18 protein-coding genes are annotated in these 14,492 nt (G+C 67.3%); 9 read left to right on the plus strand and 9 right to left on the minus strand.

The genetic code is table 11. From position 1 onward, the window contains the following. Window positions 1-26 precede the first annotated feature (26 nt). Together A7X97_RS13900 and A7X97_RS13905 are read left to right on the plus strand one after the other, a co-directional pair. Window positions 27-815 carry a dioxygenase family protein gene (locus A7X97_RS13900; RefSeq protein ID WP_111008070.1) on the plus strand — a complete coding sequence of 263 codons (789 nt, stop codon included), beginning with the start codon at window positions 27-29 and terminating at the stop codon, window positions 813-815. A gap of 117 nt (window positions 816-932) precedes the next feature. Further along, complete coding sequence (locus A7X97_RS13905; RefSeq protein ID WP_005415111.1) at window positions 933-2,582, plus strand: Na+/H+ antiporter; 1,650 nt, start codon at window positions 933-935, stop codon at window positions 2,580-2,582. Between the two features lie 148 nt (window positions 2,583-2,730). Here the strand turns inward: A7X97_RS13905 and A7X97_RS13910 are convergent, their stop codons facing one another. Next, complete coding sequence (locus A7X97_RS13910) at window positions 2,731-2,979, minus strand: DUF3297 family protein (protein ID WP_005415112.1); 249 nt, start codon at window positions 2,977-2,979, stop codon at window positions 2,731-2,733. Between the two features lie 90 nt (window positions 2,980-3,069). On the opposite strand from A7X97_RS13910, the gene A7X97_RS13915 reads away from it, so the two are divergent. Continuing rightward, on the plus strand, window positions 3,070-3,612 hold the full coding sequence (locus tag A7X97_RS13915) for a DUF6630 family protein (protein WP_061478630.1): 543 nt from the start codon (window positions 3,070-3,072) through the stop codon (window positions 3,610-3,612). Between the two features lie 108 nt (window positions 3,613-3,720). Here A7X97_RS13915 and A7X97_RS13920 read toward each other — a convergent pair whose 3' ends face one another. The 5 genes from A7X97_RS13920 to msrB form a co-directional block, all read right to left on the minus strand. Next, a complete protein-coding gene (locus tag A7X97_RS13920; protein ID WP_061478631.1) occupies window positions 3,721-3,996 on the minus strand; it encodes a DUF4031 domain-containing protein in 276 nt (91 codons plus the stop codon). A 13-nt stretch (window positions 3,997-4,009) separates the two neighbouring features. Continuing rightward, complete coding sequence (locus A7X97_RS13925) at window positions 4,010-4,504, minus strand: hypothetical protein (protein WP_072167729.1); 495 nt, start codon at window positions 4,502-4,504, stop codon at window positions 4,010-4,012. 95 nt (window positions 4,505-4,599) lie between these two features. Next, window positions 4,600-5,538: a flagellar motor protein MotB gene (gene motB, locus A7X97_RS13930; protein WP_111008071.1), complete on the minus strand. Its 939-nt coding sequence runs from the start codon at window positions 5,536-5,538 to the stop codon at window positions 4,600-4,602. Window positions 5,539-5,541: 3 nt separating this feature from the next. Next, window positions 5,542-6,396, minus strand: coding sequence for a flagellar motor stator protein MotA (gene motA / locus A7X97_RS13935; RefSeq protein ID WP_005407915.1), 855 nt, complete (start codon window positions 6,394-6,396; stop codon window positions 5,542-5,544). A 91-nt stretch (window positions 6,397-6,487) separates the two neighbouring features. Beyond that, window positions 6,488-6,955: a peptide-methionine (R)-S-oxide reductase MsrB gene (gene msrB, locus A7X97_RS13940; RefSeq protein ID WP_005415117.1), complete on the minus strand. Its 468-nt coding sequence runs from the start codon at window positions 6,953-6,955 to the stop codon at window positions 6,488-6,490. A gap of 140 nt (window positions 6,956-7,095) precedes the next feature. On the opposite strand from msrB, the gene A7X97_RS13945 reads away from it, so the two are divergent. Then, a complete protein-coding gene (locus A7X97_RS13945) occupies window positions 7,096-7,467 on the plus strand; it encodes a hypothetical protein (RefSeq protein WP_053498066.1) in 372 nt (123 codons plus the stop codon). 143 nt (window positions 7,468-7,610) lie between these two features. Then, window positions 7,611-7,790, plus strand: a complete 180-nt coding sequence (locus tag A7X97_RS13950) for a lana protein (protein ID WP_072167733.1) — start codon at window positions 7,611-7,613, stop codon at window positions 7,788-7,790. Window positions 7,791-7,840: 50 nt separating this feature from the next. Here the strand turns inward: A7X97_RS13950 and A7X97_RS13955 are convergent, their stop codons facing one another. Beyond that, the gene (locus A7X97_RS13955) at window positions 7,841-8,320 is read right to left on the minus strand and encodes a winged helix-turn-helix transcriptional regulator (protein ID WP_005407919.1); all 480 of its coding nucleotides are present in this window, start codon (window positions 8,318-8,320) and stop codon (window positions 7,841-7,843) included. Between the two features lie 149 nt (window positions 8,321-8,469). Here A7X97_RS13955 and A7X97_RS13960 point away from each other — a divergent pair, with 149 nt between their 5' ends. After that, a complete protein-coding gene (locus A7X97_RS13960) occupies window positions 8,470-9,774 on the plus strand; it encodes a D-amino acid dehydrogenase (protein ID WP_111008072.1) in 1,305 nt (434 codons plus the stop codon). Continuing rightward, a complete protein-coding gene (gene alr / locus A7X97_RS13965) occupies window positions 9,753-10,820 on the plus strand; it encodes an alanine racemase (RefSeq protein ID WP_061478637.1) in 1,068 nt (355 codons plus the stop codon). Before A7X97_RS13960 ends, alr begins: the two co-directional genes overlap by 22 nt. An 88-nt stretch (window positions 10,821-10,908) precedes the next feature. Here the strand turns inward: alr and A7X97_RS13970 are convergent, their stop codons facing one another. Further along, window positions 10,909-11,472, minus strand: coding sequence for a DUF3016 domain-containing protein (locus tag A7X97_RS13970; protein ID WP_111008080.1), 564 nt, complete (start codon window positions 11,470-11,472; stop codon window positions 10,909-10,911). A gap of 244 nt (window positions 11,473-11,716) precedes the next feature. Between A7X97_RS13970 and A7X97_RS13975 the strand changes: the two genes are divergently transcribed. Further along, window positions 11,717-13,705: a hybrid sensor histidine kinase/response regulator gene (locus A7X97_RS13975; protein ID WP_005415123.1), complete on the plus strand. Its 1,989-nt coding sequence runs from the start codon at window positions 11,717-11,719 to the stop codon at window positions 13,703-13,705. 43 nt (window positions 13,706-13,748) lie between these two features. Further along, the gene (locus A7X97_RS13980) at window positions 13,749-14,042 is read left to right on the plus strand and encodes a DUF3247 family protein (protein ID WP_019660923.1); all 294 of its coding nucleotides are present in this window, start codon (window positions 13,749-13,751) and stop codon (window positions 14,040-14,042) included. Between the two features lie 70 nt (window positions 14,043-14,112). Here the strand turns inward: A7X97_RS13980 and A7X97_RS13985 are convergent, their stop codons facing one another. Next, on the minus strand, window positions 14,113-14,376 hold the full coding sequence (locus tag A7X97_RS13985) for a hypothetical protein (protein ID WP_005415125.1): 264 nt from the start codon (window positions 14,374-14,376) through the stop codon (window positions 14,113-14,115). Window positions 14,377-14,492: the final 116 nt, after the last annotated feature.

Raw genomic sequence — 14,492 nt, forward strand, 5'->3', positions numbered from 1 at the left:
GCCTGACCCTGCAACCGGAGGATTCCATGTCCCGCCTGCCTTCGCTGTACATCTCCCATGGTTCGCCGATGACCGCCCTGCATCCGGGCCAGGTCGGCGTGCGCCTGGCCGAGCTGGCGCGCGACCTGCCGACGCCGCGCGCCATCGTGATGGCCTCGGCGCACTGGCTGGGGCGGCAGCCGCAGGTCGGCGCGCATCCGCAGCCGCCGACGATCCATGACTTCGGCGGCTTCCCGCGCGCACTGTTCGAACTGCAGTACCCGGCGCCGGGCGATCCGGCGCTGGCCGAAGACGTGGCCGGCCGCATCGCCGCTGCCGGCCTGCCGGTGGCGCTCGACCCTGAGCGTGGCCTCGACCATGGCGCGTGGGTGCCGCTGCGGCTGCTGCGCCCGCAAGCCGACATCCCGGTGGTGCCGCTGTCGATCCAGCCGCTGCTCGGCCCCGGGCACCAGTTCGCGCTGGGCCGCGCGCTGGCGCCACTGCGAGAGCAGGGCGTGCTGCTGGTCGGCTCGGGCAGCATCACCCACAACCTGCACGACTGGGGCGACTACCAGGACGGCAAGGAAGCGCCGTACGTGCGGCCCTTCATCGAATGGGTGGAACAGCGCCTGGCCGCCGATGATCGCCAGGCCCTGTTCGACTACCGCCGGCAGGCGCCGTTCGCCGAACGCGCGCACCCGACCGACGAGCACCTGCTGCCGCTGTTCTTCGCGATGGGCGCAGCCGGCGAGGACAGCTTCGGTGCGCGCCGCATCGATGCCGGCATCGATGCCGGCTTCCTCGCCATGGACCTGTACCGCTTCGACGGGGCATGAGCCGGGGCTGACGCGCGACCGCCCCGGCCGTCGCGCTCATGGCCGCATGTGGTAGTTTTTTCCGGGTTTCCGGCGCTGGCCTTCGAGCCTCCCCGCGCGCCGCTTCCTGGAAGAAGCATGCATACCATTGAAGTCGTCCTGGCGATGCTGGTGGCCGTTGTCGCCAGCGGCTACCTGGTTCGCGTCCTCCCGTTCTCGTTGCCGCTGCCGCTGGTGCAGATCGGCCTGGGCGCGGTCATCGCCGGGGTGTTCAACCGCGGCCACGCGCTGGAGCCGGAAGTGTTCTTCCTGCTGTTCCTGCCGCCGCTGCTGTTCCTTGATGGCTGGCGCATCCCCAAGCAGGGCCTGTTCCGCGACAAGGGCGCGATCCTCGAACTGGCTTTCGGCCTGGTGGTGTTCACCGTCATCGGTGCCGGCCTGCTGATCCACTGGATGATTCCGGTGATGCCGCTGGCGGTGTGCTTTGCGCTGGCGGCCATCGTCTCGCCGACCGATCCGGTGGCGGTCGGCGCGATCGCTTCCAAGGCACCGATTCCCAAGCGACTGATGCACATCCTGGAAGGCGAGTCGCTGCTCAACGATGCGTCCGGCCTGGTCTGCTTCCGCTTCGCGGTGGCGGCGGTGATGACCGGTTCCTTCTCGCTGGCCACGGCCTCGCTGACCTTCCTGTGGGTGGCGGTGGCCGGCCTTGCCGTGGGCGTGGCGGTTACCCTCGGCGTGTCCACGTTCCAGCGCTGGCTGTGGCGCCGCTTCGGCGAGGAACCGGGTGCGGCGATGCTGGTCAACCTGCTGATCCCGTTCGCGGCCTACCTGCTGGCCGAAGAAATCCATGCCTCGGGCATCCTCGCCGCAGTCGCCGCCGGTATCGCGATGAGCTACGTCGAGCTGACCGGCCGTGTCTCCGGCAGCATGCGCGTACAGCGCGCGGGCGTCTGGAACATGCTGCAGTTCAGCTTCAACGGCATCATGTTCGTGCTGCTGGGCGAGCAGCTGCCCGGCATCGTCGAGCGCGCCACCACCACCATGAACGAGTCCGGCCACCAGAGTGCATGGTGGCTGCTGGTGTACGTGGTGGTGATCAACCTGGCGCTGATCCTGTTGCGCCTGCTGTGGGTATGGTTGTCGCTGCGCTGGAACCTGCTGCGTGCACGCCGCCGAGGCCTGGAACGCGGCGAGGCACCGAACTGGCGCATCGTGGTGGCGACCTCGGTGGCCGGCGTGCGCGGCGCGATCACCCTGGCCGGCGTGCTGACCCTGCCGTTGTTCCTGCCTGATGGCAGCGCGTTCCCGGCGCGCGACCTGGTGATCTTCCTGGCCGCGGCGGTGATCCTGTTCTCGCTGGTCGGCGCCAGCGTGGCGCTGCCGCAGCTGCTGAAGGGCCTGCAGCTGCCGGCCGATTCGGGCGAGCGCAAGGAAGAGGACCTGGCACGCCGGCTGTCGTCAAAGGCCGCGCTGGCCGGGGTCGAGCGCATGCGCCAGCAGCTGGTGATGAACCAGAACACCGAGAACGTGCAGCTGTACAACGACGCTGCCTCGCGGGTGAGCCTGCTGTACCAGCGGCACCTGGAGAAGGACAACGATGGGCCCGACGTGGACCCGGAGAAGGTGCGGCGCATGGAGCTGGGGTACCGCCAGCTGCGCAGCGCCGGCCTCAATGCCGAGCGCGAGGAACTGTTCCGGTTGACCCGGCGCGGGGTGATCTCCGATGAGATCTCGCGGCGCCTGATCCGCAACCTGGACCTGCTGGAATCGCGGAAGCGCGAATGACGCCTGGGACCGGGCGTTGCAGACGCTGACGCGGATTCCGCCCTGGCATGTAGAGCCGAGCCCATGCTCGGCTGCGCTTGCTTCAGGCGTCATGAACCCGGAACGAAAAGCAGCCGAGCACAGGCTCGGCTCTACATGCCGGTGCCGGTTATTCCGGCTTCTGGTCCAGGAAATACACCTCGACCTTGCCCTTGACCTTGATCGTCATCGGGTTGCCGCGGCGGTCGCGGGCCTTGCCGGCCTGCACGCGGATCCAGCCTTCGCTGACCGAGTATTCCTCGACGTTGTCGCGCTCGACGTCGTTGAAACGCACGCCGACGCCGCGCTCCAGCGCCTGCGCATCATGGAAGGGGCTGGCCGGGTTGATCGCCAGGTGGTCGGGAGGGGTATCGCTCATCGCTTCATTCACAGTGACGGCCACCAAGGCCGGCTTCAGCGGCACAGGATAAACCGTAGAATGCCGGCCTGCCCCAGAGGACGTTCCGCCATGCCCGACAACAGCGACTATTTCGACTTCGAGGAAGACATCCACGACTTCGACGAGGATGGATTCGAGGCGCGGGTCTGGAACCTGCTGGTGCTGATCAACCCGGGCGACGAAGAGTTGGCCCTGCAGCAGTTCAACCGCTGGCGCGAGCACCTGTCCGAGGACGGGCAGCCGCTGGAAGCGGACAGCGACTGGCTGCCGGCGCTGTTCACCGCCATCGCCTGGCAGTCCGGTTTCGATGTGGAGCGCGACGACCTGGAATCGCTGCAGTCGGCGGTCAACGAGCTGTCGGCGCGCTTCAACCTGCAGCTGGACTGGGGTGGCGACCTGGACGACGAGGACTTTGCCGAAGGCCTGGACGGCGTGCAGCTGATGGCCACCGCCTTCGACCGCCTGCGCGAGCACAACTACACGCTGTGGAGCGTGGATGCCGGCAGCGACGGCTTCACCGGCGTGATGGCGCTGACCCGTGACGACGACGCGATGCTGGCGCTGTGCTCGCTGCTGAACGTGGAAATCCGGCTGGGCAGCGACCCGTTCTGAGCGGGCAGGCAGCGCTGCGCATGTAGAGCCGAGCCCGCGCTCGGCTGCAGTCCGCGAACAGCAGCCGAGCATCGGCCCGGCTCTACAGGAGGCAAACGGCAGCCGAGCCTATGGCCGGTATTGCGCCCGGGCGTTGGCGATCACCGCCTTGACCAGTTCGCGCTCGGTGTGCCGGGAAATCGCTCGCGCGCCAAGCGCGATCGCCTGCGCGCGCAGCTCGACCGTGACATCGTAATGGGCACCGCTGGCCTTGTTCTGGAAGGCCCGCGGGGGGATGCCGAGCTGCGCCGCCATCGCGTGCAGCTCGGCCAGGGTGTCGGCCATCAGGTGCGCCCAGCGCTGTCCGCGCCAGGGATGCACCGCGTCATCGACGTAGACCGTCACCGCCGCGGCCGGTTCAGGCCTGCGGCTTGCTGTCGCTGTCAGCGGCCGGGGTGGCCTCGGCGTCGGCAGCAGCTTCAACCACATCGCCTTCGGCGGCCTCAGCGGCTTCTTCGCCTTCTTCGGCTTCCACGGTCTCGAACTCGGACACCAGCTTGTCCAGGTACTCGTCAGCGGTCTGGCCGGATTCGGCGGCCAGGGTGTCCAGCAGCTTCTGCAGCAGTTCGGAGTACTCCAGGTTGACCTTGCGGCCTTCCTTCTCCTGCACGTTGGCCAGGTGCTTGAGCATGGCCAGCATCGGCACCGGGTTCTCGGCGTTGCCCATGGTCTGGCCGCCGATGGCCAGCAGCCATTCACGGCCCTGCAGGCCGATGGCCGCCACCACCTGGCCGTCTTCGTTGGTCAGCACGGCATGGTTCTGCACCTGCTGCTGGGCATTCAGGCGCAGGAACGGGCGCTTGCCCTGCTGCTTCTTGCGCTTGTCACGCTTGGCCTTGGAGGACTGGGACATGGGGTGGGGTCACCTGGAAACGGAAAGACCACCATTGTAGCGGGTGTGCGGGGTGATGCCCCTGGCAGGTGCGGACCAGGGTCCGCACCTGCCGTTTACTTTGCCGGCCCCTGCGCGGCCTGCACGTCCGGGTCGGCGGTCGGCGCCGACAGCCCCACCTGCGGACCGGCACCGGCCAAGGCGGCCGCTTCGGCGGCCTGGGTCATCACCACGATGCTGATGCGGCGGTTGATCGGGTTCTGCGGGTCGGCCTTGTCGAACAGCACCGATGAAGACAGGCCGACCACGCGGGTGATCTTGCTGTCCTCCAGGCCGCCGTCCACCAGTGCACGGCGTGCAGCGTTGGCGCGGTCGGCGCTCAGTTCCCAGTTGCCGTAGCCACGCGCAGCCGAATAGGCGGTGATGTCGGTGTGGCCGGTCAGGCTGATCCGGTTCGGCACGTGGTTCAGGTACTCGGCCAGCTCGTGCAGGATCTGCTGCGTGTACGGTTTCAGCGTGGCGCTGCCGAGGTCGAACATCGGCCGGTTCTGCTTGTCCACGATCTGGATGCGCAGGCCCTCCGGGGTCAGGTCCAGCAGCAGCTGGTCCTTGAACGGCTCCAGGGCCTGGCTCCTGCTGATCGCTTCCTGCAGCTCCTTCATCAGTGTTTCCAGCTGCTGCTTGTCGCGCTGCTGCTGGTCCACCGGCTGCGGTACCGCTTCCTTCTGGTTCTGGAACGGGTCGTTGCTGTTGCCACGCGAAATGTCGGTGGCACCGCCCAGCTTGATCATCGAGGTGCTGGCGCCGCCCGGGCCGGCCATGCCGGGCGCCGGCGTGGCGCTCTGACCGCTCAACGGGCTGGGGTTGCGGAAGTACTCGGAAATGGCCGCACGGTCGTTCTTGTTGGTGGTGGCCATCAGCCACAGCACCAGGAAGAACGCCATCATCGCGGTCACGAAGTCGGCATAGGCCACCTTCCACGAACCACCATGATGGGCGGCGTGGCCGGCCTTCCTGACCCGGCGGACGATGACGGTGGGCTTGGTCTCGGCCATGGCTTACTTGACCGTCTTCAGGTGCTGCTCGAAATCGGAGAAGGCCGGGCGCACGTTCGACGGCAGCGTCTTGCGGGCGAACTCCAGCGCGATCTTCGGGTTGTAACCGCGCAGGCAGGCCAGCAGGGCGGTCTTGACCGATTCGTAGATGCGGCTGTCCTGCTCGGCGCGCGCTTCCATCGCGGCTGCCATCGGGCCGACGAAGCCGTAGCCCAGCAGGATGCCGAGGAAGGTGCCGACCAGCGCACCGGCCACGTGGCCACCGACCTCGACGATGTCGCCACCGATCGAGCCCATGGTGATGACGATGCCCAGCACCGCGGCCACGATGCCGAAACCGGGCAGCCCGTCGGCGACCTTGGTCAGCACCTGTGAGGGCGCCATGGCCTCGGCGTGGTGCTTTTCCAGCTCCAGTTCCAGCAGCGGCTCCAGCTCATGCGGCTCGATGTTGCTGCCGATCATCAGGCGCAGGCAGTCGGTGATGAAATCGATCAGGTGGTGGTCGGCCTGCACCTTGGGGTAGTTGCCGAACAGCGCGCTTTCGGCCGGGCGCTCGACATGGTCTTCCAACGCCATGAAGCCTTCGCGGCGGGCCTTGTTGAGCAGTTCATAGAGCAGGCTGAGCACATCGATGTAGTCCTGCTGCTTGTAGCGCGGGCCCTTGAACACACCCACCATGGCCTGCAGGGTCTGCTTGACCGTCTTGGCCGGGGTACCGACCAGGAAGGCGCCGAGCGCGGCGCCGCCGATGATGACCAGCTCATAGGGCTGCCAGAGGGCACCCAGGCGGCCGTGGGCACCGAGGTAGCCCCCGATCACGCTGATGATGACGACCAGGAATCCAACGATGATGAGCATGGGGCGACGCAAGGAGAGGGGATATCTCCTTGTCGGCCCGTCGCCCGGTTTTCTGAAGAGGGAATTCTGTGAAATCGGTCAGCGGGGTGTTTCAGCCCGCCACGCCGCTTTCTGCGCCGCCACGCTGCAACGGATCGGGCCAGGGCTCGCCATTGCCGGTGAACGAAAGTGAGACGGAGTTCAGGCAGTGGCGCTCGTAGGTGGGCGGCGGACCATCCGGGAACACGTGGCCCAGGTGGCTGCCGCAGCGCGCGCAGGTGATCTCGGTGCGCACCATGCCGTGGCTGGTATCACGGATCTCGCGCACGTGCGCCGGGTCGAACGGGGCGAAGAAGCTGGGCCAGCCGGTGCCGGAATCGAACTTGGTGCTGGAGCGGAACAGTGGCAGCGCGCACAGCCTGCAGCAGTAGACCCCCTCGCGCTTGTTGTCGAGGAACACGCCGCAGAACGGCGCCTCGGTGCCGTGCTGCAGCAGCACGCGGCGCTCCTCGCTGCTGAGGCCAGCGATCAGCGCCTCGGTCTGGGTGGCAGTGGGGGGCGTCAGGTCGAAGGCGGTCATGGCGGCGCTCCGTGGGGTCGATGGCCTGGGGATGGCGGAAAACGTGGGGGTGAAGACGCGACCTTGCAAGTGTGATGGCCGTTCATGGGCGGCACACAGGGGCGGGCGCAAGGTGAACGCGATCCACGCCGGAGCGTGCCATGAAACCAATCCTTCCCCTGCTGCTGGCCCTGTTGCCCATCGTCGCGCTGGCGCAGGTGCCGACCGCCGACCCGACTGCGACCCGCAGCGCGACCACCGTGGCGCCGCAGCCCGTGGCACCACCGCCACAGGCCGCTCGCCCGCAACCGCAGGTGCTGCCGTCGCCGCAGCCGGCGCAGCCGATCAGATCCACCGGTCCGGCCCGGGTCGCGCCGACGCCGGTGCCGAAGCCGGCCGACAAGGTCTATGACCGCAATGGCCGCATCGTTCCGGGCGTGCGCCCGGCCGGCCCGAACCGCGTGTTCGATTCGCGCACCGGCCGCTATTACGACAGCGTGCCGGCCGGCGATGGGCAGCAGATCAAGCGCTGAGTCCTGGTGCCACCAAGGTTGGCTGCTGGCTGACGCTGAGCGGGCTGAACGCACGAAAACAGCATCCAGCCGATCACTGCTTTTTCGCCTGCGATTAACCGTTCCGGGACCACCGTGGCCCTGCGCCGGCATCCCGCCGCCGCATGTCCTTCGTCCACTGGATCGCGACCATGAAAAACCAGCAGAACCGTCATCCCGGCAAGGAACCGCAGGGCCGCAACCCGCAGCAGCAACAGCAACAGCAACAGATGGAGCCGCAGCCGCCGCACAAGGGCGGCAAGCAGCAGGAGCAGCGCTCGCAGAAGCATCCGCAGCAACGCTGACGGATCCGGCGTCGGAGCCCGCGTTGCGGGCTCTGACCTGATCGCCGGCCTCAATCCGGAATCGGCAGGCTCAGCGTCTCCTTCACCTCTTCCATCACGATGTAGCTCTTCGACTCACGTACATGCGGCAGTGTAAGCAACGTGCTGCCGAGCAGCTTGCGGTAGGAAGCCATTTCACTGATCCGTGCTTTCAGCAGGTAATCGAAGTCGCCCGACACCAGGTGGCACTCCAGCACGTTGGGCAGCTTCAGCGCGGCGCGCCGGAACTCCTCGAAGATGTCGCCGGACTTGTAGGCCAGGCTGATCTCCACGAACACCAGCAGGCTGGCCTTCACCGCGGCCGGGTCGAGGTGGGCGTGATAGCCGGTGATTACCCCTTCGCGTTCCAGGCGGCGCACCCGCTCGGTGCACGGGGTGGTCGACAGGCCGACCCGCTCGCCCAGCTCGGTGAAGGAGATGCGGCCTTCGGCCTGCAGGATGCGCAGGATCTTGCGGTCGATCTTGTCCAGTTCGCGGGTACGGGTGGCCATGGCCGTCAACCTTGGGGAATGAATTGCAGGAGAACATCCTGCCGGTTGATTTCAATTCAGGCAAATCAACTGGTATTGGCTGTCTATACTTCCCCAATTATGGCCCCGGCACGCTTCAGTGCAGGGAATGATCGGGTTGGAGAAGTCCCATGCGAGTCCTAGTTCTCGGCAGCGGCGTGATCGGCACTACCAGTGCCTGGTACCTGCGACAGGCCGGGTTTGAAGTCACGGTCATCGACCGCCAGCCCGGCCCGGCGCTGGAGACCAGCTTCGCCAATGCCGGCCAGCTGTCATTCGGCTACACCTCGCCGTGGGCGGCGCCGGGCGTGCCGAAGAAGGCGATCGGCTGGCTGTTCGAGAAACACGCGCCGCTGGCGATCAAGCCGGGCATGGACCTGGCCCAGTACCGCTGGCTGTGGCAGATGCTGCGCAACTGTACCCACGAGCGTTATGCGATCAACAAGGCGCGCATGGTGCGCATGTCCGAGTACAGCCGCGACTGCCTGAACGAGCTGCGCGCGCAGATCGGCATCGAATTCGAAGGCCGCGACCTGGGCACCACCCAGTTGTTCCGCACCCAGCAGCAGCTGGATGCCTCGGCGCAGGACATCGAGATCCTGGCCCAGTACGGCGTGCCGTACGAGGTGCTGGACCGGGCCGGCATCATCCAGGCCGAACCGGCCCTGGCCCACGTCGATGGCCTGGTCGGCGCGCTGCGCCTGCCGCGTGACCAGACCGGCGACTGCCAGCTGTTCACCCGCCGCCTGGCGCAGATGTGCGTGGATGCCGGCGTCGAATTCCGCTTCGACCAGGACATCACCGGCCTGGAATTCGATGGCGACCGCATCACCGGCGTGCGCATCGACGGCAAGCTGGAAACCGCCGACCGCTTCGTGGTTGCGCTTGGCAGCTACTCGCCAGCGCTGGTTGCACCGCTGGGCATGCGCCTGCCGGTGTACCCGCTGAAGGGCTATTCGCTGACCCTGCCGATCACCGACCCGGCGATGGCGCCGACCTCGACCATCCTCGATGAGAGCTACAAGGTGGCGGTGACCCGCTTCGACGACCGCATCCGTGTCGGTGGCATGGCCGAAGTGGCCGGCTTCGACCTGTCGCTGTCGCAGCGCCGCCGCGAGACCCTGGAACTGGTGGTCAGGGATCTCTATCCGAAGGGCGGCGACCTGTCGCGCGCGCAGTTCTGGACCGGCCTGCGCCCGGCTACGCCGGACGGTACGCCGGTGATCGGCGCCACGCCGTTCCGCAACCTGTACCTCAACACCGGACACGGCACGCTGGGCTGGACCATGGCCTGCGGCTCAGGCCGCTACCTGGCCGACCTGATGAGCGCGCGACAGCCGCAGATCAGCACCGAAGGCCTGGATATTTTCCGCTACGGCCAGTACGGTCACGCGCCGCAACTCGAGAACCGCACATGCGTCCTGCCCGCGCGCTGATCGATCTGGACGCCCTGCGCAGCAACTACCGGCTCGCCCGTGAACTGGGCGGTGGCAAGGCCCTGGCGATCATCAAGGCCGATGCCTATGGGCATGGCGCGGTGCGCTGTGCGCAGGCGCTGGAGGGCGAGGCCGATGGATTCGGCGTGGCCACCATCGAAGAGGCACTGGAGCTGCGCAAGGCCGGCATCCGTGCGCCGATCCTGCTGCTGGAAGGCATCTTCGAGCCCAGCGACATGGCGCTGGTGGCCGAGCATGACTTCTGGTTCGCCGTCGGTTCGCCGTGGCAAGTGGAGGCACTGGCGGCGTTCGACAGCCCGCGCCCGTTGACGGTGTGGCTGAAGCTGGACAGCGGCATGCACCGCCTCGGCCTGGACGTGGACAGCTTCCGCGCGGCGCATGCACGCCTGTCGGCGCTGCCGCAGGTCGAGCGCATCGTGCTGATGACCCACCTGGCACGTGCCGACGAACTGGACAGCGAGCGCACCCGCGAGCAGGCCGCAACCTTCGCGCGCGCCATTGATGGATTGGAGGGCGAGACCAGCGTGTGCAACTCGCCGGCGCTGCTGGGCTGGCCGGAGGTGCGCAGCGATTGGGTGCGCCCGGGCCTGATGCTGTACGGCGCCAACCCGCTGCCGGATGACACCGCGTTGACCGCGCGACTGCGCCCGGTGATGACGATGCAGTCCAAGGTGATCGCCGATCGCTGGATTGAAGCCGGTGAACCGGTGGGATATGGCGCGCGCTTCGTGGCCAAGGCGCGCACCCGCGTGGGCGTGGTCGCGCTTGGCTATGCCGACGGTTACCCGCAGTTCGCCCCGAATGGCACCCCGGTGCTGATCGACGGCCAGCCCGGCGGGCTGATCGGGCGCGTGTCGATGGACATGTTGACGGTGGACCTGACCGCGCATCCGCAGGCCGGCATCGGCAGCGTGGTGGAGCTGTGGGGCTCCGCGCCGACGCTGTCGGAGCTGGCGCCGCGCTGTGGCGTCAGTGCCTACCAGCTGCCGTGCGCGGTCAAGCGCGTGGCGAAGGTGTACGTGTAGAGCCGAGCGCAGGCTCGGCTTCAGTAGCGGCCGACCCTGGTCGGCGTTGTGAATGCGTGTCGGCCAAGGTCGATACCTGCCGATGGGCCTACCGTGCTGCGGTAGCCTGCGCTGTCAGCTGCCGCTTCACCCAGTCGTCGATCAGGCGCTTTTCGTAGCGCAGTGGATCGCTGTCGCTCTTCAGGCCGATGTTGTGCAGGTAGCCGGTATCGCTCAGGCGCGCGTCGCCCTCGCTGATGATGCGGCCGCTGGCGTCCTTCAGCGTGTACTGCAGGCTGATCCGCGGTGGGTAGATGTCGCGCATGATCCGGATGTCGCGGCCGCGCGGGCCGTGCCACGGCTCGTAGTCACCGGCGCGCTTGATGTCGACCAGGGTCACATCAAGCGTCTGTCCCGGTTGCAGCGGTTTGGCGGCAGCGGTCTGCAGGTAGCGTGCCAGCTGCTGCACCCAGTCGCCACGCTCGGCTTCGAAGCGGTTGGTACTCTGGCGGATCTCGGTGAATTGGGCCGGATCGTCCCACTTCACGCTGACCGGGCCATCGGCCTGCAATGCGCGGGGAGCTTCCGGGTCGGTCACGGTGCGCGGGGCCGCGCTGGCGCCGCCCGCCGCCAGGGCGCCTGCCAACAGGGCAATCGCGAGTGAGCGTTTCATCACGGTCTCCTGCGTCCCCTCGATGGGGGCGATGTTGATCACAGATCGAGTGTGATCCTGCTTCCCGGTATCGGCAATGGCCGCATGCGTCGTCTGCAAGAGCGGTTGCCGCCAATTCATCGACGTCAACCATGACTGACGGCGCTTGACGCTGTGAATACGCCCTTTGGAAGATGCTGTGCCTCCAACCTGGCCTGCACAGACACCCTTGTCCACACTGCCGCCCCTCGTGGAGCGCCCACCGATGACGGTGCCGGCGCCCGAACCCGACCTGCATCATGGCGTGCTTGAGCGCATCAACGCCGGTTTCTGCGTGATCCAGGTGCTGTTCGAGGGTGATCGTGCGGTCGACTACCGCTTCATCGAGGTCAACGATGCCTTCGAGCGCCACACCGGGCTGAAGGATGCGCGTGGAAAGCGCATGACGGCGCTGGAGCCCGGCCATGAGCAGGACTGGTTCCGCATCTATGGCGAGGTCGCACGCAGCGGCCGCCCGGCCCAGTTCGAGATGGAGGCGCGTGCGCTGGGCCGCTCGTTCGCGGTGGATGCGGTGCGCGTGGGCCGGCCGGGCGAGGACAAGGTCGGCATCCTGTTCTTCGACATCACCGCACGCAAGCAGATGGAAGTGGAGCTGGGCGAAAGCGAAGCCCGCTTCAGTGCGCTGGCCGACGGCCTGCCGATGCCGGTGTGGGTCTTGGACGAGCGCGGCCATGCCCGTTTCGTCAACAGTGCCTTCAGCGAGTTCTTCGGCGGTGACGAGACGCGCGTGCCGGAGGACGTCTGGCGCGGCCTGGTGCATCCGGACGACGCATCGGTCTTCGAGTACGAACTGCAGGAAGCATTGAAGGCGCAGCGCTCGATGCATGCGCTGGTGCGCGCACGCCGTGCCGATGGCCAGTGGCGCTGGCTGGAGATGAACGCCCGCCCGCGCTTCTCGCGCATGGGCCGCTTCATCGGCCTGGCCGGCAGCAGCCCGGACGTGACCGAACGCCGCGAGATCGAGCTGGCCCGCGAGGAACTGCTGCAGTCCGAGCGTGCCGCGCGCAGTGCTGCGGAAAACATGGCGCGGCTGAAGGATGAATTCCTGGCCACGCTGTCGCATGAGCTGCGTACGCCGTTGACCACCATCCTCGGCTGGAGCGAATTGCTTCTGCAGCGAGTGGACAACACCAGTCCGCTGTACAAGGGCCTGAACGTGATCGCCAACAGCGCCGGTGCGCAGAAGCGGCTGATCTCGGACATGCTCGACCTCAGCAGCATGCTGCTGGGCAAGGTGCAGCTGGAGGTGGAAGTGCTGGACCTGTGCGCGGTGCTGGGTGAGGCGATCGGCGCGCAGGAACTGGTGGCCGAAGGCAAGGCGCTGGACGTGCACCTGCAGCTGCCCACGCAACCCAGCCTGGTGCTGGGCGACGCCACGCGCCTGCAGCAGGTGTTCTGGAACCTGCTCTCGAACGCGATCAAGTTCACCCCGGCTGAAGGCCGCATCGACCTGCAGCTGCGGGCTGACGGCAACTACTGGGAGATCACCGTGCGTGACAGCGGTGATGGCATCGCACCCGAATTCCTCAATCATCTGTTCAGCCGCTTCCGCCAGGCCGACGGCACCACCACCCGCCGCCATGGCGGCCTGGGCCTGGGCCTTGCGATCGTGCAGCAGCTGGTCGAACTGCATGGTGGCACGGTCACTGCGGCCAGCGAGGGCCACGGCCACGGCGCGACCTTCACCGTGCGCCTGCCCCAGCACGTTCCCGATGCCGAACGGCGGCCGCTGCGCGAAGTGATCAGCGGGCCGATCCTGGAGCCGGTGATCGTCGAGCCGTATCCGCTGCGCGGCATGCATGTGCTGGCGGTGGAAGACCAGCCGGAAGTGCTGGAGTACCTGCGGCGCATGCTGGAAGAGCAGGGCGCCAGCGTGTCTGCGGCCAGTTCGGCCGGCGAAGCGCTGGCACTGCTGGCCGACACCGGCCACCTGCAATACCACGTGCTGCTGACCGACATCGGCATGCCGGGCATGGATGGCTATGGGCTGGTGCGCACCTTGCGCGAGGACATGGGCGTGGATGCGGCGACCTTGCCTGCGGTGGCGGTGACTGCACTGGCGCGTGCCGACGACCGTCGCCGCGCGCTGGCCTCGGGCTTCCAGGAGCATGTGGCCAAGCCGTACTCGGTAGCGCAGCTGGTGGCTGCCGTGCGCAAGGTGCAGGTGCCGCGCGCGGACAGCGCGCTGCACTGAACATTCACGGCCGATCGGCGACCCTGCAATCAGGAGGTCGCCGATGTCCCGTATAGCTCCACGTATCCACACCGATCCGGCGCAGATCGCGCGCCTGGAAGCCCTGCTGCCGCAGCTGGATGGCGAAACGCAGGTGGAACTGATTCTGCACGATGGCCGCCGCCTGCTCGGCACGGTGGCGGTGAGGCCAACTGTGCAGCAATACCGCAACGCCGCTGGTGATGAAGGCAGCAACGGCCAGTTGCGCCTGGATGACTACGACACGCCGGTGCAGCAGCACCATGTGTGGCTGGATGAAATCGCCAGTATCAACCGCCTGCCACCCAAGGCGCCTTGATCCGGTGTAGAGCCGAGCCCACGCTCGGCTCTGCCGCCGCCCGAGCGTGGGCTCGGGCGCTACGGATGTGTCAGTGCTCGAACAACGTCGGCGTCGCCTCGAATCGGCGTGCGTACGCACGCTCCTCTGCAACCCTCGCCACCTCGTCATCGGCCAGGTCCGGTGCCCCATAGACGGCGTAGGCAACGCTGCCGTCGGCACCATGACCGATCTGATGCAGCCGGTAGCGCGAGTGGCCGCCGCCGGTGTCCTCGGGGTAGTGCACGGGCGGATGGCTGCCTTCCAGGTCCATTTCACTGTTGTCGACCACGCCACCGACGAACAAGGCTCGCATGCAGGTTCTCCTGGGTTTCCGGGGGAGCCTCTACCCTGAACGTTTCAATGTTTCTGGCGGATCAAGGCCCCGTTCGGGTTTCGCAAAGCGGGCCGCCGGGGCCGGCCCGGCCAAGC

This window comes from Stenotrophomonas sepilia (assembly GCF_003244875.1).
Lineage (GTDB): Bacteria > Pseudomonadota > Gammaproteobacteria > Xanthomonadales > Xanthomonadaceae > Stenotrophomonas > Stenotrophomonas sepilia.